This is a genomic window from Actinomyces sp. W5033, assembly GCF_051303165.1.
This window is the reverse complement of the sequence record NZ_JBPPGD010000012.1, coordinates 11563-35219: the sequence shown is the minus strand read 5'-3', so window position 1 is coordinate 35219 and position 23657 is coordinate 11563. Positions and strand designations below refer to the sequence as shown.

17 protein-coding genes, 1 tRNA gene and 1 pseudogene are annotated in these 23657 nt (G+C 72.2%); 16 read left to right on the top strand and 3 right to left on the bottom strand.

Annotated elements, in window-relative coordinates:
- Positions 1–20 precede the first annotated feature (20 nt).
- A complete protein-coding gene (locus ACSJJR_RS09030) occupies positions 21–557 on the bottom strand; it encodes a gluconokinase (RefSeq protein WP_435943091.1) in 537 nt (178 codons plus the stop codon).
- A 123-nt stretch (positions 558–680) separates the two neighbouring features.
- On the opposite strand from ACSJJR_RS09030, the gene ACSJJR_RS09025 reads away from it, so the two are divergent.
- From ACSJJR_RS09025 to ACSJJR_RS09015, 3 genes are all read left to right on the top strand, one after another.
- Positions 681–1604 carry an EamA family transporter gene (locus ACSJJR_RS09025; protein WP_435943090.1) on the top strand — a complete coding sequence of 308 codons (924 nt, stop codon included), beginning with the start codon at positions 681–683 and terminating at the stop codon, positions 1602–1604.
- An 83-nt stretch (positions 1605–1687) separates the two neighbouring features.
- On the top strand, positions 1688–2191 hold the full coding sequence (locus tag ACSJJR_RS09020; RefSeq protein WP_435943089.1) for a hypothetical protein: 504 nt from the start codon (positions 1688–1690) through the stop codon (positions 2189–2191).
- A gap of 378 nt (positions 2192–2569) precedes the next feature.
- Complete coding sequence (locus ACSJJR_RS09015; protein ID WP_435943088.1) at positions 2570–4144, top strand: DEAD/DEAH box helicase; 1575 nt, start codon at positions 2570–2572, stop codon at positions 4142–4144.
- Positions 4145–4297: 153 nt separating this feature from the next.
- On the opposite strand, the gene ACSJJR_RS09010 is transcribed toward ACSJJR_RS09015, so the two are convergent.
- Positions 4298–4371 (bottom strand) — tRNA-Lys (locus ACSJJR_RS09010).
- A 172-nt stretch (positions 4372–4543) separates the two neighbouring features.
- Here ACSJJR_RS09010 and ACSJJR_RS09005 point away from each other — a divergent pair.
- The 3 genes from ACSJJR_RS09005 to ACSJJR_RS08995 are packed head-to-tail and all read left to right on the top strand — an operon-like array spanning position 4544 to position 8744.
- Positions 4544–5173: a hypothetical protein gene (locus ACSJJR_RS09005; RefSeq protein WP_435943087.1), complete on the top strand. Its 630-nt coding sequence runs from the start codon at positions 4544–4546 to the stop codon at positions 5171–5173.
- 35 nt (positions 5174–5208) lie between these two features.
- Complete coding sequence (locus ACSJJR_RS09000; protein ID WP_435943086.1) at positions 5209–7686, top strand: RNA degradosome polyphosphate kinase; 2478 nt, start codon at positions 5209–5211, stop codon at positions 7684–7686.
- A 26-nt stretch (positions 7687–7712) separates the two neighbouring features.
- Positions 7713–8744, top strand: a complete 1032-nt coding sequence (locus tag ACSJJR_RS08995) for an NUDIX domain-containing protein (protein WP_435943085.1) — start codon at positions 7713–7715, stop codon at positions 8742–8744.
- A gap of 86 nt (positions 8745–8830) precedes the next feature.
- Here the strand turns inward: ACSJJR_RS08995 and ACSJJR_RS08990 are convergent, their stop codons facing one another.
- Complete coding sequence (locus ACSJJR_RS08990) at positions 8831–9772, bottom strand: tellurium resistance protein TerC (protein WP_435943084.1); 942 nt, start codon at positions 9770–9772, stop codon at positions 8831–8833.
- 90 nt (positions 9773–9862) lie between these two features.
- On the opposite strand from ACSJJR_RS08990, the gene ACSJJR_RS08985 reads away from it, so the two are divergent.
- The 10 genes and pseudogenes from ACSJJR_RS08985 (at position 9863) to ppdK (ending at position 23580) form a co-directional block, all read left to right on the top strand.
- Positions 9863–10534: a winged helix-turn-helix domain-containing protein gene (locus ACSJJR_RS08985; protein WP_435943083.1), complete on the top strand. Its 672-nt coding sequence runs from the start codon at positions 9863–9865 to the stop codon at positions 10532–10534.
- A 284-nt stretch (positions 10535–10818) separates the two neighbouring features.
- Positions 10819–11526: an FABP family protein gene (locus ACSJJR_RS08980; RefSeq protein WP_435943082.1), complete on the top strand. Its 708-nt coding sequence runs from the start codon at positions 10819–10821 to the stop codon at positions 11524–11526.
- Positions 11526–12719 (top strand): CAF17-like 4Fe-4S cluster assembly/insertion protein YgfZ, encoded by a 1194-nt coding sequence (ygfZ, locus tag ACSJJR_RS08975; protein WP_435943081.1) that lies wholly within the window; start codon positions 11526–11528, stop codon positions 12717–12719. Before ACSJJR_RS08980 ends, ygfZ begins: the two co-directional genes overlap by 1 nt.
- Positions 12720–12729: 10 nt before the next feature.
- Positions 12730–13107: a DUF2516 family protein gene (locus ACSJJR_RS08970; protein WP_435943080.1), complete on the top strand. Its 378-nt coding sequence runs from the start codon at positions 12730–12732 to the stop codon at positions 13105–13107.
- Positions 13107–13571 (top strand): D-aminoacyl-tRNA deacylase, encoded by a 465-nt coding sequence (dtd, locus tag ACSJJR_RS08965; RefSeq protein WP_435943079.1) that lies wholly within the window; start codon positions 13107–13109, stop codon positions 13569–13571. The genes ACSJJR_RS08970 and dtd overlap by 1 nt, the downstream gene beginning before the upstream one ends.
- A gap of 232 nt (positions 13572–13803) precedes the next feature.
- A complete protein-coding gene (locus tag ACSJJR_RS08960) occupies positions 13804–16392 on the top strand; it encodes an ATP-dependent Clp protease ATP-binding subunit (protein ID WP_435943078.1) in 2589 nt (862 codons plus the stop codon).
- A 275-nt stretch (positions 16393–16667) separates the two neighbouring features.
- The gene (locus ACSJJR_RS08955; protein ID WP_435943077.1) at positions 16668–18080 is read left to right on the top strand and encodes an MFS transporter; all 1413 of its coding nucleotides are present in this window, start codon (positions 16668–16670) and stop codon (positions 18078–18080) included.
- A gap of 31 nt (positions 18081–18111) precedes the next feature.
- Positions 18112–18555: pseudogene (locus tag ACSJJR_RS08950) on the top strand (universal stress protein); the annotation flags it as partial.
- 588 nt (positions 18556–19143) lie between these two features.
- Positions 19144–20742 (top strand): MFS transporter, encoded by a 1599-nt coding sequence (locus ACSJJR_RS08945; protein ID WP_435943076.1) that lies wholly within the window; start codon positions 19144–19146, stop codon positions 20740–20742.
- 108 nt (positions 20743–20850) lie between these two features.
- Entirely contained in the window at positions 20851–23580 is a 2730-nt protein-coding gene (gene ppdK, locus ACSJJR_RS08940) for a pyruvate, phosphate dikinase (RefSeq protein ID WP_435943075.1), read from the top strand.
- Positions 23581–23657: the final 77 nt, after the last annotated feature.

The following is a 23657-nucleotide window of genomic DNA, read 5'->3' as shown; positions in this document are numbered from 1 at the left end:
TGGGCGGGCTGCCCCGCCTCTCAGGACGTCGGGCCGCTCGCCGTCGGGCCGCCGCAGCGGCGGACGGCTGCCAGCACCGCCTCGACCGTGCGGCGCGGGCCGGCGTGGGACACGAGGCGCGCCCCACGCTCGTCGGCACCCAGCGGCTCGAGCGCCTCCAGCTGCGAGTCCAGCAAGGACGCCGGCATGAAGTGCCTGCGGCGGCCTGCCAGGCGCCGCTCGAGCTCGGCCCGCGGCACGTCGAGCTCGATGAACAGGACGTCATCGCCCCCGCCGCGCAGCACGTCCCGGTAGGCGCGCCGCAGCGCCGAGCAGGCGACCACCGCCTGCTCGCCGTCGGCCGCGCACTCGTCCATCCACCGCCGTACCCGCTCCAGCCAGGGCCAGCGGTCCTCATCCGTCAAGGGGGTGCCCCCCGCCATCTTCGCGACGCTCTGCGCCGGGTGGAGGTCGTCGGCCTCGAGGAAGGGCAGGCCGAGCCTCCTCGCGACCGCCCGCGCGGTGCTCGACTTCCCGCACCCCGAGACCCCCATGACGACGACGTGCCTGCGCTCCACGGCCGCCTCCTCGCTGACGGTGCCGGCCACGGTCGTGCGCGGCTGTGGTGATGACCTCGCGACCGTGCGCCTGTGAGGCAAACATACGTGGCACCGCCACCGCGCGGGCCGACAATGGGGCGCGTGCCCGCCTGCCTCCCGCCCCGCCCCGGTCACCCGGCCCGCGTACCCGGCGCCGTCCTGCGGGCCGTGCCCGCCCCCGCCCTCGTCGTCCTGTCCGGGCTGTCGAGCTACGTCGGTGCGGGATTCGCCGTCACCTTGTTCGCCCTCATGCCCTCGACCACGGTGGCCTGGTGGCGCATCACCATCGGCGCTCTCGTGCTGCTCGTGTGGCGGCGCCCGTGGCGGCGGCGCTGGAGAGCGCGCGAGCTGGCCGTGTGCTCTGCCTTCGGCGCCGCCACCGCCACGATGAACGTCCTGTTCTACGCCTCTATCGAGCTCCTGCCACTGGGCACGGCGGTCTCACTCGAGTTCCTCGGGCCCGTCGTCGTCGCCCTCGCCACCGGACGGGGCTGGCGCCCGCGGGTCGCCGTCGTCGTGGCGCTGGCAGGTGTGGTCGCCATCGGGGGCCTGGGGCTGGACATGTCCGAGCCGGGCCAGCGCACCGGGGTCCTCGTCGCCCTGGCCGCCGGGGGCGCCTGGGCCGCCTACATCCTCACCGGACGGGCGGTGGCGGGGGCCGGCTCGGGGCTCGACTCCCTCGCGGTGGCCTCTGCCGCGGGCAGCCTCCTCTACCTGCCGCTGGCCGCCACGACGGCGGGCACCGCCCTCGTGGACCTGCCCACCGTCGCACGTGTGCTGGGCGTGGCCGTCATGTCCACGGTGGTGCCCTACGTGCTGGACCAGGTCAACCTCGGACGCCTGCGCTCGGACACCTTCTCACTCCTGCAGGCCCTGTTCCCGGCGACCTCGCTCATGGTCGGCGTCGTCATGCTCGCCCAGCGGCCGAACGCGTGGGAGTTGCTGGGCCTGCTCCTCGTCTCCGGTGCCGTCGCCCTGGGCGGCACCGGCGGGGGCAACCGGGTCCCGGCACGCAGGCGGGCGTGAGCGCGGGCCGAGACCGGGGTTGCGAGCCAACGGGGGGTACGTTCTCTCCGACCCTCGCTACTCGGCTCCTTAGGAGAGTTCTCATGCCTTCCACCCTGTCTCCCACCCTGTCGCGCCGTGTCCTTGGCCTCGGCGCCCTCAGCATCGCTGCCGCCGTCGGCCTGACCGCCTGCGGCTCCTCCGGCTCGGAGGCCTCTTCCGGCCAGAGCACGGCTGCGGGCCCTGCCGGCGGGGACGTCATCTCCGCCGACAACCACGTCATCGTCTTCGAGGTCACGAGCACGACGGCGACGTCGGCCGACATCACGATGACGAGCATCGACGCCAACGGATCCCTGTCGCAGGAGCAGCTGACCGATGAGGCGCTGCCGTTCAGCAAGAAGGTGGAGATCGACGGTGCGCTCACCATCGACCTGTCGGTGGCCAGCATCCTCGCCCAGGTCAAGGACGGCACGGATGCCACCGTCTCCATGACGATCGACGGCGGCAAGCCGCTCACCGCGACCGGTGAGGGCGAGTACGCCACCGCGATGGTGCAGGGCGACAGCGCCGGGACGGCCCAGGCGACCGCGGGCGTCGGTCTGTGAGCCTGTGACCTTCCTTCTACCTCCCTCTTCTGCCTCCCTCTGTCGCCGAGGTCGGTGGCTCGGTTTCGAGTTCGGGGGTTAGTCGCACGATCTCGGCGCGTAACCCCCGAACTCGGTGGTGGGGGAGGGGCTGGCAGGAACGGGCGGGGCATGGCAGGGTGTGTGATGTGAGGCCCGCGTCATGGCGGACGGCGCGGCGGCATGCAAGACTCAGTTCCCGGCCCGGCGACCCGCCGTGGCCAGGCTGGTGCCCCGGTTCCGGCCGCCTCCCACTGTGGAGGTGAGCCGTCGAGCCCTGAACGCCGGCACCACCCCGCACCGTCGCCCCGCCCCGAACCGGTGCGCGGGCGCACGGCCACGACTGAACGGACAGCCTTCGTGCCCACCACCCGCAGGACCGCCACCCGCGCGCCCTTCGCTTCCTCCCTCCCCGCTGACGGCCAGGCCACCTTCGCCTCCCTCGGCGTGGACCCCGACCTCGTCGCCGACCTCGACGCCCGTGGCTTCAGCGCACCCTTCCCCATCCAGACGGCGACCCTGCCGGACACCCTGCGTGGACGTGACGTCCTCGGCCGTGGACGCACCGGCAGTGGCAAGACCCTCGCCTTCGCGCTGCCGCTCGTCCAGCGCCTGGCCGACGAGGACATGGCCCGCCCCGGCCACCCCATCGGCCTCGTCCTGGCCCCCACCCGCGAGCTCGCCATCCAGATCGCCGACACCATCCGCCCGCTCGCCCAGGCCCTCGAGCTGAGCGTGGCGACGATCTTCGGGGGCGTGTCCCAGAAGCCCCAGGAGAAGGCCCTGGCCGACGGCGTGGACATCGCCGTCGCCTGCCCTGGGCGCCTGCTGGACCTCATGGGCCAGGGGCTCGTCTCACTCGACGAGGTGAGCGTCACCGTCCTGGACGAGGCCGACCACATGGCCGACCTCGGCTTCCTGCCCAACGTCCGCCGCATCATGCGCGCCACCCCCGAGAGGGGACAGCGGATGCTCTTCTCCGCGACCCTTGACAACGGGGTTGACACCCTTGTCAAGGAGTTCCTCCACGACCCGCTCCACCACGCCGTGGACCCGGCCTCCTCGCCCGTGCGCTCCATGGACCACCGCGTGTGGCTGGTCGCGGACAAGACGGCCAAGGACGCCGTCGTTGCCCGTCTCGCCTCGGGCACCGGCCAGCGCATCCTGTTCACCCGCACCAAGCACCTCGCCCGCCGGCTGGCGCGCAAGCTCGTCCTGGCCGGCGTCCCCGCGGTCGAGCTCCAGGGCAACATGAGCCAGAACGCGCGCGAGCGTGCCATGGCCGCCTTCTCCTCCGGCCAGGTGCACGTCATGGTCGCCACCGACATCGCGGCCCGCGGCATCGACGTCTCCGGGGTCGAGCTCGTCGTCCACGTGGACCCGCCGGCCGAGCACAAGGCGTACCTGCACCGTTCGGGCCGCACCGCCCGTGCGGGCGCCGACGGCGTTGTGGTGACACTCGTGCTGCCCGAGCAGAGGCACGACGTCCAGGTCCTGCTCAAAAAGGCCAAGATCAAGGCCGACATCGAGCGCGTCCGGCCCTCCGACGAGGCGGTGTCCGCGCTCGTGGGGCAGGAGGCGCCGCGTGTCGAGGTCGAGGACATGCCACAGGGCGTGGCCTTCAAGGGCGAGCACCCGGGCCGGACGAAGGAGGGACGGGCGAGCACCGTCAGCCGCCGCAGCGGCAGGGCGCGCGCCCGCTCCGAGGCGAGAAGCGGCACGGGTGGAGGCGCTGCCAGGGCCGAGACCAAGGTTGGGCAGGCCGGCGCACGCACGACGGGCAAGGCCGGCCGTATCGGCACGCCCGGGGTGCGGCCCGCCGGGAGCAAGGACCGTGGCGGGGCGGGCCACGGTGGCCGAGGCGCGCACGGGGGTGGGCGCGGAGCCTCGGGCAGGAAAAGGAGCCGCGGTGGCCGTCCGGCCGGCGGGCGCTGACAGGCACCACGGGACGGGCCGCGACCGGGCTCGGTCAACGCGGCGTCCTGTCGCTCGCCCTGCCCGCTTGGTGGCATGAGCCTGCCGCCGCGCACAGCGGGATGGCGGCACCGGTCGTCGGCGAGAGCCTGCGGGCAGCCGAGGGGCCCGTCGTACCCCCTGTGGGGCTCGAACCCACGACCATCGGATTAAAAGTCCGCAGCTCTGACCAACTGAGCTAAGGGGGCGCTGGTGGAGCGGACCCACCATAGCGCGTGCTGCGGCACCTGGGGCCATCGACCCGGCACGCGCCCTGGCGGGTGAGACGAATCCGCGCCATGAGGCCGATTGCGTCGCTGTGGTGACAGTGCCAGGGTAGCCATGGCCTGAACCGTGACACCCGCGCCCGAGGAGCCCACCATGACCCGCCCCTTCCACCGACCCGCCCGGCTCGAGGACGCCGAGTCCATCGAGGGCAGCCAGGACACGGCCGTGTCCTACGAGCTGGCCCACAGCGCCGCGCAGGCCCTCGTCGGCGGGTTCCCGGAGACTGGTCTCACGCGAGAGGGCGTGCGGGCCGTCGCCGCCCGGGGCGTGGACGAGGTCGCCGAGCTGTGGGCGGACTGCCCGGCCACCACGCTGCCCGGGACCCTGTGGCGCCTGTTCCTCGTGCGCGAGTGGCTGCGGCGCGACCCCGGGCTCGTCTCGCGCCGCTACGCCACCGTCGTCGATCTCAGCGCCGACGCCGAGGCCGCCGCGCGCTTCGAGGCCTCCGAGGCCCGCCCAGTCCCCTCACCCGAGCAGGTGCGCGCCGCGCTCGACACCGTCCTCGCCGGGGGCGCGACCGGCTCTGTCACTGCTCTCGCCCCGCTGCTGTCCGTCACGGCCTCCTTCCTACGGGCCCTCGCGGCGGGCTCGACACCCACCTGGATCGAGGACGACGCCGACGAGCTTGCCGACCACGTCACCCGGCGGGTCTCGGCGCTCACCGCCACCGCTGAGGAGCTCGCCGAGGCCTCCCGCCGCGCCGCCGCGGGGCTGCTCGACTGAGCCTGCCGCCGCCGCGCACGTGGGAGCATGAGGTCATGACGACTCCCGACGCCGAGACCACGCCCCTGCCCGAGCCGGTGCCCCTGTCGAGCTTCCTCGGCGGCTGGGCGCGCACCCAGGCCCGTCACGTGGGCGCGCCCCAGGAGCAGCCCGCGACGACGGGGCAGCCTGGGACGTCGTCGGCCTCCGTGACGACGGGGCAGCCCGCCTCGCAGGTGCACGTCCTGGAGAGCGCCGACGCCCGCGACTTCACCGATGACGCCGGGCCCGCCTATGCCGACGAGGACTTCGACGAGCCCAACGAGGACGCCGTCAGCCCGGCTGAGCAGGCCGTCCAGGAGGCCCCGCAGGAGCCGCAGGGCCCCGCTGCCGTCATCGACCTCGGTCCCGACCCCGAGGAGGGCCTGACGCCCCTGGACTCCTTCGAGGACCGCTTCACGGACCGTGAGCTGACCTGGATGGACTTCAACGAGCGGGTCCTGGAGCAGGCCGAGGACGAGGACCTCGAGCTGCTCGAGCGAGCATGGTTCCTGTCGATCTTCTCCTCCAACCTCGACGAGTTCTACATGGTGCGCGTCGCCGGGCTCATGCGCCGCATCAAGATGGGCCTGACCCCCGTGCGGGCCTCGGGCCTGGACGCCCACCAGGTGGTCGCCGAGGTCACCCGCCGCGCCAAGGCGCTCACCGCCCGCCAGTCCGACGTGTGGAACAAGGACATCCGCCCCCGGCTCGCCGAGCACCACATCGAGATCCTCGGCTGGGACGAGCTGGACGAGACCCAGCGCGAGCGCCTGACCCGCTACTTCCGCCACCAGATCTTCCCGGTGCTCACCCCGCTGGCGGTGGACCCCTCGCACCCCTTCCCCTACATCTCGGGGCTCTCGCTCAACCTCGCCGTCCTGCTGCGCAACCCGCGCTCGGGCAAGGAGCACTTCGCTCGCATCAAGGTGCCGCCGTCGCTGCCGCGGCTGGTCACCGTGCCGGGACGCGAGCTTGACACCGCCGACAAGAAGGCCGGAACCGCCCTCATCCCCATCGAGGCGGTCATCGCCCCGCACCTGGACCACCTCTTCCCCGGCATGGAGGTCCTGGAGCACCACCTGTTCCGGGTCACCCGCAACGAGAACCTCGAGGTCGAGGAGGACGATGCCGAGAACCTCCTCGCCGCCATGGAGAAGGAGCTCGAGAAGCGCCGCTTCGGCGACTGCGTGCGCCTGGAGGTGGAGGACACCATCAGCCCCTTCGTGCGCAGGCTGCTCGTGCGCGCCCTCGGGCTGGAGGACGACGACGTCTTCGAGCTCCTGGCGCCCCTGGATCTCAAGTGCCTCAACCAGCTCCACGACCTGGACCTGCCGGCCCTGAAGTACCCCCGCTACGTGCCCGTCACGGCCCCGGGGCTGGGGGAGGGGGAGTCCTCGACGCCGCGCGACGTCTTCGCCGCCATGCGTGAGCGCGACGTCCTGCTGCACCACCCCTACGACTCCTTCTCCACCTCGGTGCAGGAGTTTGTGCGCCAGGCGGCCGCGGACCCCAGGGTGCTGGCGATCAAGCAGACCCTCTACCGCACCAGCGGCGACTCCCCGATCGTGGACGCCCTGATCGAGGCGGCCGAGGCCGGCAAGCAGGTGGTCGCCATCGTGGAGATCAAGGCCCGCTTCGACGAGGAGAACAACATTGGGTGGGCCCGCAAGCTCGAGCGGGCCGGCGTCCACGTCGTCTACGGCATGGTCGGTCTCAAGACGCACTGCAAGCTCCTGCTCGTGGTGCGCCAGGAGGCCGAGGGCCTGCGCCGCTACTGCCACGTCGGCACCGGCAACTACCACCCCAAGACCGCCCGCGGCTACGAGGACCTCGGCCTGCTCACCACGGACCGCGACGTCGCCCAGGACCTCACGAGCCTGTTCAACCTCCTGTCCGGCTACGCGCCGCGCGCACGCTTCCGCCGCCTGCTCGTGGCCCCGCGCACCGTGCGCTCGGGCCTCGTGGAGCGCATCGAGCGGGAGATCGCCAACAAGCGTGCCGGCCGTGAGGCCTGGGTGCGGATCAAGGTCAACTCCATCATCGACGAGACGACGATCGACGCCCTGTACCGGGCCTCGCGCGCCGGTGTCCCGGTGGACATCGTGGTGCGCGGCATCTGCGGGCTGCGTGCGGGTGTGCCGGGCCTGAGCGAGAACATCCGCGTGCGCTCCATCCTGGGTCGCTACCTCGAGCACTCGCGGATCTACGCCTTCTGCAACGACGGCGACACCGAGGTCTTCATCGGCTCAGCCGACCTCATGCACCGCAACCTCGACCGCCGGGTGGAGGCCCTCGTGCGCCTGACGGACCCGCAGATGGTCGAGGAGATGACCTGGCTCGTGACCCACTCGGCCTCTGACAAGGTCTCCTCGTGGTGGCTCGAGCCCGACGGCTCCTGGACCCGCCACGTCCGCGGCCCCGACGGCGAGCGCCTGGAGGACATCCAGGTCACGCTCATGGAGCGTGCGACCCGCCGCAAGGGACGGCGCTGAGCGAGGGCCTGACGAGGAGGAGCACCGTGACGGAGGCACCCGCCTGCACCCGCAGGACCGTCCTGGCCGCAGGAGCCCTCGTGTGGCGCCCGTGCCCGGGCGGCGAGGACGGCATCGAGGTCCTGCTGGTCCACCGGCCCCGCTACGACGACTGGTCCTTCCCCAAGGGCAAGCTCGAGGAGGGCGAGTGCCTCGTCGCCTGCGCCGTGCGGGAGGTCCAGGAGGAGACGGGGGTCGCCGTCCGCCTGGAGCAGCCCCTGGAGACGGTGCGCTACCCGCTGGCGGACGGCCGGCGCAAGAAGGTCCGTTACTGGGCGGCCCGCCCGGTCCGCGGCGACGACCCCTGCCTCGCGGCCCGGGAGCCGGTGGAGTCGGCCTCCGCCAGGGAGATCGACGCCGTCGCCTGGGTGGAGGTGGGGCTGGCGCGTGAGCGGCTGACCCACGATGTTGACCGGCAGGTGCTGGGCCAGCTGCGGGACCTGTGGGAGGACGGCAGGCTTGACACGTGGACCTTCGTGCTCGTGCGTCACGCCCGGGCGGTCAAGCGCTCAGTGTGGAACCGCCCGGGAAAGCGCAGCGCGCAGGAGGACGAGGCGAGCCGTCCCCTCACCCGGGACCAGGGCGAGCAGCGGGCTGCCGCCCTCGTCCCCGTGCTGGCGGCCTACGGTGTCCGCACCGCCGTCACCAGCCCGTGGCGCCGTTGCGTGGACACGCTCGCTCCCTACGCCCGCGAGGCCGGCCTCAGGCTGCGTGAGGAGCCTGCAGTCACCGAGCACGCGCACGCGGCCAGGCCCAAGGACACGCGTCGGCTGGTCGAGCGGGCCCTGCGTGTCCCAGACGCCCCCCTGGCCCTGTGCACGCACCGGCCGGTGCTGCCCACGGTGATGGAGGTCGTGGCCCGGCACGCCCCGGGGCGGCTGCTTCGTGCCGTGCCGGACCGGGACCCGTGGCTGCGCACGGGCGAGGTCATGGTCATCCACATGGCCCGTCGTCCGCGTGGGCGCATCCGGGCCGTGGCGATCGAGAAGCACCGTCCCTCCCTGTCCGCCGGCCGCTGAGGCGCCGGCAGGGCTCAGGCGCCGACGACGCGTGCGGGCTGGGCGGGCTCAGCCGGTGCCGTGGGCAGCCGGTGCCGTGGGCGGGCTCAGCCGGCCAGGAAGGTGCCCATGAGCCGGGCGATGGCGTAGACAGGGCCGCCGACGGCGAGCACGGGCACGAGCGCGCTGGTGATCGCCGCCCGTCCGCCCGGCACCCAGCGGTGCGTCCACAGCACCCGGTTGCCCGCGGACATGAGGACCCCGGCGAGGAAGCCCGCCAGCAGGCAGGCGGCTGCCGACTGCAGGGCCGCGACGGTGCCCACGTGGGCAGGGCCGAAGAAGCCGACGGCGGCGAGCACGGCTCCCGCGACACCGGCGACGAGGGCCGGGACCGTGGTGGTCAGCGCCTCGAGCACCGAGGCGGGCACGTCCAAGGTGGTCAGCAGGGCGCCCACGAGCAGCGCCAGCGCGCAGGGCACCATGACGGAGGGGTCCGCGACCCCCGGCTCGAGTGCGCACCACCCAGCGCCGCAGACGACCACGAGGTTGCCCGTGACGGTGGAGGACAGGTCCTCCACGAGGCCGTGGCGCCCATCGCGCCGGACCATCTGGGAGATGAAGGCGGCCAGCACGCTCAGCGCCATCACCACCCCGGCCGAGCCGAAGTCCCCCCGCAGGGCGACGACGACGGAGGCGGTGACCCCGGTGAGGGTGATGACGGCGGTGGAGCCCGGGTCGTGGCGGGCGCGCAGCAGCGCGGGCCAGCCCTGGGCGGCCAGGGGGACGAGGATGACGACGAGGGCCAGGCGCGTCCAGGTCGGCAGCGGCGCGGTGGCGGCGAGCAGGGCGGGGACGGTGCCGGCGACGGCCAGGCGCGTCCAGGCCGGGTCCGCCAGGCCCGGGGTGATGGGCTTGTTGCCGCCACGCCGGGTGCCGTAGCCGGAGGCGCGGCGTGAGCGTGCCGGGGCGCTGGCCCGGGGGCCCGTCGTCTCCTCCGCCGGGCGGGTGGGGGCGGCGTGGCCGGCGGGGAGGGGGTTGGTGGCGCTCACGGCCGCATCGTCCCACACCCGTGGCAGGCCCGCGGGACCACTCGTGTGGAACACTGGGCAGCGGGAACCCGGCAGCAGGCAGGAGACGGAATGCGGGCCATCATGCTCACGCACGAGACCGATCCCTCCCGCGTCCTGCCGGCCGCGACCCTGCTGGACCTCACGATCACCTGCCTGGCCCCCGTGCCGGCCTCCTACAGCCACCTCGACTCCGCCGACGTCGTGCTCATCGACGCTCGTGGGGACCTCATGAGGGCCTGCGCCCTGTGCCAGCTGCTGACGGGGCCGATGTCCTGCCCGCCGGTGCTGCTCGTCATGGAGGAGGGCGGGGCCGCTGTCGTGCAGACGGACTGGGGCGCCTCGGACTTCGTGCTCGTCTCAGCCGGTCCGGCGGAGCTCTCGGCGCGGCTGAGGATGCTGCGGCCACGCGGGGCCGAGGCGGTGGCGCAGCCGGAGGACCGCCTGGAGATCGGCGACCTCGTGATCGACGCCACGGCTTACACGGTCCGCGTGCGCGGGGAGGTGCTCGACCTGACCTACAAGGAGTTCGAGCTGCTCAAGTACCTCGCGCTGCACCAGGGCAAGGTGCTCACCCGCGAGACGATCCTGGACGACGTGTGGGGCGTGGACTACATCGGCGGCTCGCGGACGGTGGACGTGCACGTCAGGCGCCTGCGCGCCAAGCTGGGCCCGGAGCACGACCACCTCATCGGCACGGTGCGCAACGTCGGCTACCGCCTGGACCCGCTGGACGCGGTCTGAGCGCGGCCGGACCGCCTGGCTGGGGCCGGCCGACGTCGCCCTGTACCCTTGAGGACGACGTCGGGCCGTGACGGGCCCCGGGCTCCACATACCGCCGCCACGAGCGGCCGACGCGCCGCTGGCGCTCTCCGGCCCGACGTCCTCCACCCCGCCGCGCTGCGTCGCCCCGCGCCCAACTCCTCGGTTTGCGTCCGAGCTCCCTGGGGTTTTGCCGTACTTTCGAGAGCAAACCGAGGATGTGGGGGCTGTGGCAGGGGCGGGCAGGCGCCACGTACCCTGCCACCATGGCTTTCTCCCTCCCTGACGACCTGGCCCCAGAGGCCTACCCGCTCGCCTGGCTCGTGGGCACCTGGCGCGGCTACGGCATCCTCACCTATGGCGAGAGCGTGCCCGAGCAGGCCGTCTACCAGGAGATGGTCTTCGACCACGACGGCGGCCCCTACCTGCGCCAGGTGACCACCACCTGGACGGTCGATGCGACTCGCTCGCAGGACCTCGACTTCGAGATGCCCGGCCTCGAGGGCGCCGGGCGCCTGGCCCCCGCCCAGGTCTGGTCCACCGAGACCACCTACTGGCGCCCCGTCGGCCAGGAGGAGCCCGACGCCGACGACGCCGACACGACGACGCCCATCACCCGCCTTGAGCTGGTCTCGGCCGACCCAGCCGGCCAGGTCGCTGTCTGGGAGGGCTGGATCCAGGGCCCGCGCGCGCAGGTCGGCACCCAGGCCGTCGGACGCACCCGCACGAGCGCCGAGGTCACGCAGATGAGCCGCATGTTCGGCCTCGTGGCCGGCGACCTCATGTGGACCCAGGACATGGCCGCCTTCGGCGCGACGGAGATGGACACCTACGCCTCCGGCCGCCTGGGGCGTGTGGAGGATGCCGACGCAGCCGAGAACCAGCCCGGCGCAGCCCTGCGCGCAGCCATCGCCGCCGACGAGGCCGCCCGCGCCGCCGCCCGGACCTCCTCCGACGCGGGCGACGCCTCCTGATGCGCCGCAGCCCTGTGCTTGACCTGCCCGGCGCCCAGCCGGGGCCCGACGGCGACCTCGACGCGAGCGTGCCCGCCCACCACGGCAACCCCCTGCGCGAGCAGGCGCTCCTGGCTGAGGGCTGCGCCGTGTGCGCGCTCGCCCGGGACGTCGTCACCGTCACCGGAGCCGACCGCCTCACCTGGCTCACCACCCTGGGCTCGCAGGACCTCAGGACCCTGGGGGCGGACGATGGCGGGGCCGAGACCCTCCTGCTCGACGCCCAGGGGCACATCAGCCACGCGCTGGCGGCCCTCGACGACGGCCAGGCGCTGTGGCTCGTCACCGAGGCCGGACGCGGCCCCGCGCTCACCGCCTTCCTCGACTCGATGCGCTTCATGCTGCGCGTCGAGGTCACCCTGCGCGAGGACGTCCACGCCCTGGGGACCATGGGCCGGGGGCTGGACCTCCTGGCCGGGGCGGCCCGGGGGCAGGAGGCCCTGCTGGGCTGCTGGCGGGACCCGTGGCCGGGTGTCGTCGATGGCGGCACCGCCTACGACGTCGGCCTGGGCTGGCCGGAGCGTCCCTTCAACCACCCCGGCAAGGGGTACGCGGCGGGGCTCGTGCTCGTGGGCGAGGACCAGGTGCGCGCCGTGGTTGACGCCAGCGGGCTGCGCCCCGCCGGGTCGCTGGCCTGGGAGGCGCTGCGCGTCGAGGCGGGCCGGCCCCGCTGGGGCCGTGAGGTGGACGAGCGGGCGATCCCCAACGAGCTGGACTGGCTGCGCACCGCCGTGCACCTGACGAAGGGCTGCTACCCGGGGCAGGAGACCATCGCGCGCACCCTCAACCTCGGCCGCCCTCCGCGGCGCCTGACCCTCCTCCAGCTCGACGGCCTCAGCGGGCGCGCGCCTGTTCCAGGCGCGGTCGTGCGGATGGGTGAGCGGCAGGTCGGCACGGTCACGAGCGTCGTGCGCCACCACGACGCCGGCCCCGTGGCCCTGGCGCTGCTGCGCCGCGCCACCCCCCTGGCCGAGCCCCTGACGGTCGATGTCGCCCAGGAGCAGGCCGACGGCGAGGCCCAGGTGGCCGCGCGGGTGGACGCCCTGCAGGAGCCACTGGTGGGACCCGAGGGCAAGGCGGGGGCCAGCCCGGCCGAGCGCCCGGGAGCGGGCTTGCGCACGTCGCTGCTCCACCAGGGCCCCGCAGGACGATAGGGTCACGGGCGTGTCTTCCCTCGTCGTCGTCGCTGTCCTCGTCGCCCGGTCCGTGCGCTGGATCTGGGTCGGCGCCCAGGTGGCCGCGGGCCTCATGGGACTGTGGGCGCTGGTGGACTGCCTCACGCGCGACCCGCAGCACTTCCTGGCAGCGGGCAAGCGCACCAAGGGCTTCTGGCTCGGCGTCAACGCGGCCGGCCTCGCCGTCGTCGTCCTCATGGGTGCCGCCTCGATGCTCGGGCTGCTGGGCGTGGTCGCCAACGCCGTCTACCTCGCTGACGTGCGCCCCGCCCTGGCCTTCTACAAGCCGGTGAGGGTGCGCTCACAGCTGCGCCGTCCCGGCGAGGGTGGCCGACCCGGGGGCGCGGGCACGGGCTGGCGCCGCTGATGCGGGCCGTCCTGCAGCGCGTCAGCCGCGCCGCGGTGAGCGTGGGCGAGGGCGAGCGGGCCGTCGTCGTCGGTGAGATCACCCGGCCGGGGCTGCTGGCCCTCGTGGGCGCCACGCATGACGACGGCCCCGAGCAGGTGGCGACCATCGCCCGCAAGATCGCCGAGCTGCGGCTGCTGGAGGGCCCTGCCTCTGGCGGCCAGCGCGGTGCGGAGGTCTCGGTGAGCGACCTTGGCGCCCCGGTGCTGGTGGTCTCGCAGTTCACGCTGTACGCGGACGTGCGCAAGGGTCGCCGGCCGTCGTGGAACCAGGCGGCACCGGGGCCGGTGGCCGAGCCCCTGGTGGAGGCGGTCGCCCAGGCGCTGCGGGAGCGGGGCCTGGAGGTGGCGACGGGACGCTTCGGCGCCCACATGCGCATCGACATGCAGGCCGATGGCCCGGTGACGGTCCTCGTGGAGGCCTGAGCGGCCTCGCCCACGCAGGGCGCGGTCGGAGCCGGAGGCGTCCTTGAGCCGGGTCCGCTCAACCTTGCTCACGCCCACTGCGAACAGCGGCATGAGGGCACCTGCCCCGCGGTTAGCCTTACCAGCACGTGCCCGCGCCCTGCCACCCCACGGGGTCTCGAGCCTGCCCCGAGACCTGGCGGGTGACCGCCGGCGCACCGACCGACCGCACGTGCCGAGGAGAAGAACCGCGATGTTCGAACGCTTTACCGACCGCGCCCGCCGCGTCGTCGTCCTGGCCCAGGACGAGGCGCGCGCGCTCAACCACAACTACATCGGCACGGAGCACCTCCTTCTTGGCCTCATCCACGAGGGCGAGGGGGTTGCGGCCAAGGCCCTGGAGTCGATGGACATCTCCCTGGACGCCGTGCGCAGCCAGGTCGTCGAGATCATCGGTGAGGGCCAGGCCGCCCCCACCGGCCACATCCCCTTCACCCCGCGCGCCAAGAAGGTCCTCGAGCTCAGCCTGCGCGAGGCCCTTCAGCTGGGCCACAACTACATCGGCACCGAGCACATCCTCCTCGGCCTGCTGCGCGAGGGAGAGGGTGTCGCCGCCCAGGTGCTGACCAAGCTGGGCGCGGACCTGTCGGCTGTGCGCCAGACCGTCATGCAGATGCTCTCCGGCTACGAGGCCAAGGAGACCGTCACCGCCGGCGGCTCCAACACCGACAACAAGCAGACCGGCTCGGCCATCCTTGACCAGTACGGCCGCAACCTCACCGCTGCGGCCCGCGAGGGCAAGCTCGACCCGGTCATCGGGCGCCACAAGGAGATGGAGAGGGTCATGCAGATCCTCTCCCGCCGCACGAAGAACAACCCCGTCCTCATCGGGGAGCCGGGCGTCGGCAAGACCGCGGTCGTCGAGGGCCTGAGCCAGGCCATCGTGCACCGTGACGTGCCTGAGACCCTGCGTGACAAGCAGCTCTACTCCCTCGACATGGGCTCGCTCGTGGCCGGCTCGCGCTACCGCGGCGACTTCGAGGAGCGCCTGAAGAAGGTCCTCAAGGAGGTGCGCACCCGCGGCGACATCATCCTGTTCATCGACGAGATCCACACCCTCGTGGGTGCTGGCGCCGCCGAGGGCGCGGTGGACGCCGCGAGCATCCTCAAGCCCATGCTCGCGCGTGGCGAGCTGCAGACGATCGGTGCCACCACCCTGGAGGAGTACCGCAAGATCGAGAAGGACGCCGCGCTCGAACGGCGCTTCCAGCCGGTGACGGTGGAGCAGCCCTCCATCCAGGAGACCATCGGCATCCTCAACGGCCTGCGCGACCGCTACGAGGCCTTCCACCGGGTGGTCATCACCGACGGCGCCATCGAGGCCGCCGCCAAGCTCGCCGACCGCTACATCAACGACCGCTTCCTGCCGGACAAGGCCATCGACCTCATCGACGAGGCGGGCGCACGCCTGCGCATCCGCCGTATGACGGCCCCGCCCGAGCTGCGCGAGATCGACGACCGCATCGCCGAGGTCAAGCGCGAGAAGGAGGCCGCCATCGACGACCAGGACTTCGAGCGCGCCGCCGCCCTGCGCGACGACGAGCACCGCCTGGTCGAGGAGCGCCGCTCCAAGGAGGAGGCGTGGCGCTCGGGCGACGCCGAGTCCGTCGCCGAGGTCAACGAGGAACTCGTGGCCGAGGTGCTGGCGATGTCCACGGGCATCCCGGTGGTCAAGCTCACCGAGGCGGAGTCCGCCAAGCTGATGAACATGGAGGCCGAGCTCCACAAGCGGATCATCGGCCAGGACAAGGCCATCCAGGCCCTGTCGAAGTCCATCCGCCGCACCCGCGCGGGCCTGAAGGACCCCAAGCGTCCGGGAGGCTCCTTCATCTTCGCCGGCCCCACCGGCGTCGGCAAGACCGAGCTGGCCAAGGCCCTGGCCGAGTTCCTCTTCGACGACGAGGACGCCCTCATCCAGCTCGACATGTCGGAGTTCGCCGAGAAGCACACGGTCTCGCGCCTCTTCGGTGCGCCCCCCGGCTACGTCGGCTACGACGAGGGCGGCCAGCTGACGGAGAAGGTGCGCCGCCGGCCCTTCAGCGTGGTCCTCTTCGACGAGGTCGAGAAGGCACACCCCGACATCTTCAACTCGCTGCTGCAGATCCTGGAGGACGGTCACCTGTCCGACGCCCAGGGCCGCGTGGTGGACTTCAAGAACACCGTCATCATTATGACGACGAACCTGGGCTCGAAGGACATCGGCAAGGCCGTCGCCACCGGCTTCCAGTCGACGGTGGGCGGCACGATGGACTACGAGGAGATGAAGGCGCACGTCAACCGTGAGCTCAAGAGCCAGTTCCGGCCCGAGTTCCTCAACCGCGTGGACGACCTCATCGTCTTCCCGCAGCTGTCGAAGGACGAGGTGCGCCAGATCGTCGACCTCATGATCGCCCGCCTGGACAAGCGACTGGTGGAGCAGGAGATGACGATCGAGCTCACCGACGCCGCCAAGGAGCTGCTGGCCGAGCGCGGCTTCGACCCGGTTCTGGGTGCGCGCCCGCTGCGTCGCGCGATCCAGCGCGACATCGAGGACGCGCTGAGCGAGAAGATCCTCTTCGGCGAGATCCAGCGCGGCCAGCGCATCGTCGTGGACGCCCAGGGCGAGGGCCTGCTGGGGGAGTTCACCTTCCGCGGCGAGCACTGGGACCCCCGGATCGGCTCCGACCCGCTCAGCGCCGAGGTCGCCGCCCAGCAGGACGCCGAGAGGGTCGTCGCCGCTGTCGGCGGTCCCGCCGTGGGCGGGCGCGACGGCGGGCCCGGCGCCGCCGCCCAGGCGATCTGACGGCCGGCGATCCTCCCGCCCTCCGGCGCATCCGCTTCCGGCCCCGCCGCCCCGATCCGGGCGGCGGGGCCGGAGCGCGTCGGGGCGCCGGCCGCGCCGCTCCGACCCCGCCGCGCGTCCGCCCCAAGAGGGGACCAAGAGCCTATTAATCGTTGAACATATTGGGTGGATCATAGTTCCGCCCCCTCCTCGAGCGACCCGCCGCCCCGTTCGGCGCCCGCCCCGGGACCCGGACACCGTCGACCATCCCCGCCTGCCCAGGACAAGGACGACCCATGGCACAGTTCTCCCACGACGGGAAAGTGGATCTGGCGCACAAGCCCATGATGACCACGCCCCAGATCCTGCTGATGAACGTCGGCTTCTTCGGCATTCAGTACTCCTTCGGCATGCAGCAGAACGTCATGTCGCCCATCTACCAGTTCCTCGGGGCCTCCCCCGACGAGCTGCCCATCCTCAACCTGGCCGGTCCCGTCACCGGCCTGCTCATCCAGCCGCTCATCGGGGCGCTGTCGGACCGGACCTGGTCGGACAAGTGGGGGCGGCGCAAGCCCTTCTTCCTCGTCGGCGCCGTCGGCTGCTCCCTCTTCCTGTTCCTCATGCCCTTCGTCACCGCCGTGTGGATGGCGGTGCTGTGCCTGTGGCTGCTGGACGCCTCGAACAACACGGCCATGGAGCCCTACCGGGCCTTCATCGGCGACCGCCTGCCCTCCAAGCAGGTCGCCAAGGGCTTCCTCTCCCAGTCCCTGTTCATCGGCGCCGGCTCGGCCCTGGCCGCCGGGACCCTCGTCGTTCTGGAGAAGACCCTGGCGGGCGCCACCGCCGCCGGCATCCCCTACTGGGTCTTCGGCGCCTTCATGGTGGGCTCGGTGTGCTCCATCGGCTCGGTCCTCATCTCCGTGCTGTCCACCAAGGAGCTGCCGCCCACCCATGAGGACCTGGCCGAGCTCGAGCGCAAGAAGCGGGAGGAGGGCCCCTTCGGCTTCGTCAAGGACGTCGGCGTCGCCATTGTCGAGATGCCCCGCGGCCTGAAGAAGATGGCCCTGGTCTTCCTCTTCCAGTGGTACGCCATGAACGTCTTCTGGCAGTACCTGGGCCTCATGTGCGCCGTCACCTACTTCGGCGTGAACCTGTCCGACCCGGGGTACGCCGAGACCGAGGCCTTCAACAACGCCTCCGGCTTCGCCGCCGGGCTCATGGTCGTCTACTACGTCTCCTGCACGGTCGTCGCCCTCTTCCTGGCGCGACTGGCCAACCGCATCGGCCCCAAGCACGTCCACACCGCGGCGCTGTGTCTCGCCGCCGTCTGCCTGGTCCTGCTCACCCGCATCGGCAGCCCCGGCCACACCGCGGTCCTCTACCTGCCCATGATCGGCATTGGTGTGGCCTGGGCTTCTATTACGGGCGTACCCTACGTCATGGCCATTGAGATGATCCGCAAGGAGCGCCGGGGCGTCTACATGGGCGTCATCAACATGATGATCGTCATCCCCCAGCTCATCCAGACCCTCACCTTCGGTCCCATCTTCAAGCACCTGCTGGGCAACCACCCCGCCAACGCCCTGCTCTTCGTCGCGGCGCTCCTTGTGATCGCTGGCCTGCTCATCGAGTGGATCGATACGAAGAAGGACGCGGACCCGCTGGTGCGCGGCGCCGTCGCCGCCACCACCGAGACCGCCGTCGCCTGACCAGTCCCAGAGAGGAGAGAGGATGACAACTGTGACCTACACGACCATTGTCGCCGGAGTCGGCGACCTGACGGACAACTCCCACGTCATCGACCGCGCCTGCGAGATGGCGCGCCTGAACGACGCCGTCCTGCTCCTCGTCGCGGGCTTCGACCCGGTCGCCCCCCGGGACCGGGCGCGCCTGAACGACGCCCCGCCGGGCATCCGCCCCGCCGAGGCGCGCCTGACCGAGGACGAGGCCTACGGGGTCGTGGAGAAGGCGCGCGACATCGCCGTCGAGCGCGGCGTCGACCTGGCCCAGGGCGTCGTCGTCGAGGGGGAGGCCGTCTCCGCCCTCACCCTCGTCGCCATTGAGACCCAGGCCGATCTCGTCGTCGTCGGATCGCGGGGCGTGGACTCCCTTCTGGGCAGGCTCTTCGGGGCGGTGAGCATCCAGGTGCTGCGCAAGTCCCGGTGCGACGTGCTCGTCGTCGTCGAGCCCGACGCCGCGACGGACTCCGCCGCTAAGACCGACGGGGAGCCGGCCGACGCCGGGGAGCCGGCCGACGCCGGGCAGTCGACCGACGCCGACGCCGGGAAGCCGGCCGACTGAGCCGGTCCCGACCCGGCGGCGGGGCGGTCCTGCACGGGACCGCCCCGCCGTGCTGCGCGGGCCGATGCGCGGGCGCCGTCGAGCGCGCCCCTCGCCCCGGCGCGGCGCGACCGATCTTTTTCGGGCGAACTCGGCGGGGCGGGGCCGGTTCGGGCAAAGGTGGGAGTGTTCGATGCCGAATCGTGACCTTCGCCGAGGGGCGAACCGGTCCGATGGCGCTGAGGGACGAGCACCCCGCCCGGGTGCGCGACGAGCGGACGTGAATGGAACCGAAACCAGTCACCAGGCAATACCAGAACCCCGCGGCCGAGCGAGCGCGTCATCCGCGCCGAACGCCGGGTCGAGCGCGCCCGGCGCGAGCAGAGGCGGCTGGCCTACCTGCGCCGGCGTCGGCGTCTGCGCTACGACGACGTCGTCGTCGAGGAGGCGGCCCTGCGCCGGGCCATCCTGGGCTCCGTCGTCGGCAACATTATGGAGTGGTACGACGTGGGCGTCTACGCCTACGTCGCCGTCCTCGTCGGCCGGGCCTTCCTGCCCGATGCCTCGGGCACCGCCCAGAACCTCTTCTCCCTGGCCGTCTTCGCCGTCACCTTCGTGGCCAGGCCCCTGGGCGGCATCGTCCTGGGCCAGCTCGGGGACCGCCTGGGCCGCAAGGAGGTCCTCGCCTTCACCCTCATGATGATGGCGGTGGCGACCTTCGGCATCGGCGTCCTGCCCCCGGCCGCCGTGCTCGGCGTGTGGGCCCCCGTCCTGCTCATCTGCCTCAAACTCGTCCAGGGCTTCTCCACCGGCGGGGAGTACGCCGGGGCGACCACCTTCATCACCGAGTACGCCCCGGACAAGAGACGCGGCTTCTACGCCGCCCTGCTCGACTGGGGCTCCTACATGGGCAACGCCCTGGGGGCCGGTCTGGTCACCGTCCTCATGATCGCCCTGCCTCCGGATCTCATGTCCACGTGGGGCTGGCGCATCCCCTTCCTCGTGGCCCTGCCCATGGGCGGCATTGCCCTGTACCTGCGCACCCGCATCGAGGACACCCCGGCCTTCCGCGGCGCCCGGGCCGAGGTCGACGACGAGGAGCCCGCCGACCTGGCCGCCGTCGAGACCGACATTATGCAGCCCGAGGGGCCGCTGGGGGTCGGGGATATAGTGCGCACCTACTGGCGCGAGCTCCTCACCGCCATTGTGCTGGTCGCCGGCGCCAATACGGTCGGTTACGCCCTGACCTCCTACATGCCCACCTACCTGACCACGACGCTCGGCTACGACGCCGAGCACGGCCCGCTGCTCACTCTGCCGATCCTCGTCCTGGTCGCCTTCCTCGTGCCGGCGATCGGCTGGGTCTCGGACCACGTGGGGCGCAGGCCCGTCCTGTTCTCCGCGGCGGCGAGCACCGTGGTCCTGTCCGTGCCCGCCTTCAGGCTCATGGAGCACGGCGCCGTGTGGTCGACGCTGCTGGGGCTGGCCCTGCTCGCCTACCCGGTGGCCGCCTACGTGGGCAACCTCGCCGCCTCCCTGCCCGCGCTGTTCCCGACGTCGTCGCGCTACGGCGGCATGGGCATCTCCTACAATATCACCGTGGCGCTGTTCGGCGGCACCGCGGCCTTCATTATGGAGGCGCTGGTCACCGTCACCGGGAGCGGGCTCGCCCCCGCCTTCTGGCTCATGGGGACCTCCGCCGCCGCTTTCGTGGCGATCTTCAAGCTGCGCGAGACCGCCCGCCGCCCGCTGCCCGGCTCCATGCCGGCCGTCGCCTCCCAGGAGGAGGTCGCCGAACTCGTCCAGACCCAGGAGGAGAACCCGGACCTGGACGTGGGCGAGCTCTTCGCGGCGGCCCCGGCCCACCTGGTGGACACCGAGCCCACGGTCGAGGAGGCCCGCGTGGAGGCCGAGATCGCCTCCGCGGAGGAGGAGGCCGCCTGGAGGCGCCTGGCCCACGCCCGCCGGGCCGCCGCGCAGGCCCGCCAGGCGCTGCTCGCCGCCCGTCAACGCTGGGACGTGCGGGAGATGCGCGAGAGCGGCGGTGCGGCGCGTCGACCGGGCCGTTGGTCGGATCCGGGGCCGCGGTAGCCGTTCCGGCGCTGCGCATTTGGTCTAGGACCTCAGTCACATTACAGTGACCGTGGCATGACGCGATGTCGCGTCGTCACCACGCAACGAGATCCGAGAGAGACGATGATGCCCACGTACGTGTACCGCTTCAGTGAAGGCGACAAGGACCAGAAGGACCTTCTGGGGGGCAAGGGTGCCAACCTCGCCGAGATGACTCGCCTCGGTCTTCCTGTGCCCCCTGGCTTCACCATCACGACGGACGCCTGCCGCGCCTACCTCAAGGACGGCCAGGCACCCGACGAGCTCGCCGTCGAGGTCACGACCGCCCTGCGCCAGGTCGAGGAGGAGCTCGGCCGCGAGCTCGGCTCCTCCCACGACCCCCTCCTCGTCTCCGTGCGCTCCGGCGCCAAGTTCTCCATGCCCGGCATGATGGAGACCGTCCTCAACATCGGTCTCAACGACGCCTCCGTCGTCGGCCTGGCCGAGGCCGCCGGCGACCCGCGTTTCGCCTGGGACTCCTACCGCCGCCTCATCCAGATGTTCGGCAAGACCGTCCTGGACATCGACGGAGACCACTTCTCGCGGGCCCTGGACGCCAAGAAGGCCGAGCGCGGCGTCGTCCTCGACTACGAGCTCGACGTCGAGGCCCTCACCGGGCTCGTCGAGCAGTACAAGGGCATCGTCGCCGAGCACGCCGGCATCGACTTCCCCCAGGACCCGCGCACCCAGCTCGACATGGCCATCGAGGCCGTCTTCCGCTCCTGGAACACCGAGCGCGCCCACATCTACCGCCGTCGCGAGAAGATCCCCCACGACCTGGGCACCGCCGTCAACGTGTGCACCATGGTCTTCGGCAACATGGGTGAGACCTCCGGCACCGGTGTGTGCTTCACCCGCGACCCCTCCACCGGCCGCAGCGGCGTCTACGGCGACTACCTCGTCAACGCCCAGGGCGAGGACGTCGTCGCGGGCATCCGCAACACCCTGTCCCTGGCGGACCTCGAGCGCCTGGACAAGAAGAGCTATGACGACCTGCGCGCGGCCATGCGCAAGCTCGAGACCCACTACCGCGACCTGTGCGACATCGAGTTCACCATCGAGCGCGGCAAGCTGTGGCTTCTGCAGACCCGCGTCGGCAAGCGCACGGCCGCCGCCGCCTTCCGGGTGGCCACCCAGCTCGTCGACGAGAAGCTCATCACCCTGGACGAGGCCCTGACCCGCGTCACCGGCGACCAGCTCACCCAGCTGATGTTCCCGCAGTTCGCCGCCGGCCACGACGCCGGCTCGCGTGACCTGCTCACCCGGGCCATGCCCGCCTCGCCCGGCGCCGCCGTCGGCTACATCGCCTTCAACAACGCCGAGGCCATCGCGCGCTCCGAGGCCGGCGAGTCAGTCGTCCTCGTGCGCCGCGAGACCAACCCCGACGACCTTCCCGGCATGGTCGCCGCCGTCGGCGTCCTCACCGCCCGTGGCGGCAAGACCTCCCACGCCGCCGTCGTCGCCCGCGGCATGGGCAAGACCTGCGTCGTCGGCGCCGACGAGCTCGAGGTCGATGCCGAGGCCGGCACCCTGCGCGTGCGCGGTCGTGAGGACCTGACCCTGACCTCCTCCGACGTCATCGCCATCGACGGCCAGACCGGGGAGGTCTTCCTCGGCGACGTCCCGGTCACCGACTCGCCGGTCATGACCTACCTGCGCCGGGGCCTGACCGAGGCCCTGGACACCGCTGGGGACGTTGACACCCGCGAGCTTGTCACCAGCGTGGACCGCCTCATGCGCCACGCCGACAAGGTCCGCCGCCTCGAGGTGCGTGCCAACGCCGACACCCCCGACGACGCCCGCCACGCCATCCACCGCGGGGCCGAGGGCGTGGGCCTGTGCCGCACCGAGCACATGTTCCTCGGTGAGCGCAAGCAGTTTGTCCAGAACCTCATCCTCGCCGACTCCGACGAGGAGCGCGCGGCCGCCCTCGAGGCCCTGCTGCCGCTGCAGAAGGGCGACTTTGTCCAGATGTTCGAGACGATGAACGGCAAGCCCATGACGGTGCGCCTTATCGACCCGCCGCTGCACGAGTTCCTGCCGGACCTCACCGAGCTGAGCGTCAAGGTCGCGGTGGACCGCGCCACCGGCGGCGCCGACCCTGAGGAGGAGAAGCTGCTGGCCGTTGTGCGCCGCAACCACGAGGCCAACCCCATGCTCGGCCTGCGTGGCGTGCGCCTGCTGCTGAGCATGCCGGGCCTCATCGAGCTGCAGGTGAGGGCCATCGCCGAGGCCGCCGTCGAGCGCCTCAAGGCCGGTGGCGACCCGCACCCGGAGATCATGATCCCGCTGGTCGGCTCCGTGCGTGAGCTGCAGATCGCCCGCGAGCGGGCCGAGGCGGTGCTGCGCGAGGTGAGCGAGGAGTCGGGCTACCCGCTCGACTTCCCTATCGGGTGCATGATCGAGCTGCCGCGTGCCGCCGTCTCCGCGGACACCATCGCTGAGGAGGCTGACTTCTTCTCCTTCGGCACCAACGACCTCACCCAGACGACGTGGGGCTTCTCACGCGACGACGTCGAGGGCACCTTCTTCAAGGCCTACCTCGACGAGGGCGTCTTCGGCGTCTCTCCCTTCGAGACGATCGACGAGCGCGGCGTGGGCCGCCTGGTGGAGGTGGGTGTTGAGCGCGGCCGCGCCACCAAGCCGTCCCTCAAGCTCGGCGTGTGCGGCGAGCACGGAGGCGACCCTGAGTCCATCGACTTCTTCCACCGGGTGGGCCTGACCTACGTCTCCTGCTCCCCCTTCCGCGTCCCTGTGGCGCGGCTTGAGGCGGGGCGCGCGGCCGTCGCCTTCCCGCAGGCCGGCGGCGCCGCCTGAGGCCGTGCGCCGCGTGCCCAGAGCCGGGACCCAAGTCCCCTCCCTTGTTACGCAGCGGGGGAAACGATCCTCCTCCG

Coding starts and splice junctions, on each gene's coding strand:
- ACSJJR_RS09020 (WP_435943089.1), top strand. CDS start 1,688: ATGCCTTCCACCCTGTCTCCCACCCTGTCGCGCCGTGTCCTTGGCCTC.
- ACSJJR_RS08945 (WP_435943076.1), top strand. CDS start 19,144: ATGGAGTGGTACGACGTGGGCGTCTACGCCTACGTCGCCGTCCTCGTC.
- ACSJJR_RS08955 (WP_435943077.1), top strand. CDS start 16,668: ATGGCACAGTTCTCCCACGACGGGAAAGTGGATCTGGCGCACAAGCCC.
- ACSJJR_RS08980 (WP_435943082.1), top strand. CDS start 10,819: ATGGCTTTCTCCCTCCCTGACGACCTGGCCCCAGAGGCCTACCCGCTC.
- dtd (WP_435943079.1), top strand. CDS start 13,107: ATGCGGGCCGTCCTGCAGCGCGTCAGCCGCGCCGCGGTGAGCGTGGGC.
- ACSJJR_RS08985 (WP_435943083.1), top strand. CDS start 9,863: ATGCGGGCCATCATGCTCACGCACGAGACCGATCCCTCCCGCGTCCTG.
- ygfZ (WP_435943081.1), top strand. CDS start 11,526: ATGCGCCGCAGCCCTGTGCTTGACCTGCCCGGCGCCCAGCCGGGGCCC.
- ACSJJR_RS08960 (WP_435943078.1), top strand. CDS start 13,804: ATGTTCGAACGCTTTACCGACCGCGCCCGCCGCGTCGTCGTCCTGGCC.
- ACSJJR_RS09000 (WP_435943086.1), top strand. CDS start 5,209: ATGACGACTCCCGACGCCGAGACCACGCCCCTGCCCGAGCCGGTGCCC.
- ppdK (WP_435943075.1), top strand. CDS start 20,851: ATGCCCACGTACGTGTACCGCTTCAGTGAAGGCGACAAGGACCAGAAG.
- ACSJJR_RS09005 (WP_435943087.1), top strand. CDS start 4,544: ATGACCCGCCCCTTCCACCGACCCGCCCGGCTCGAGGACGCCGAGTCC.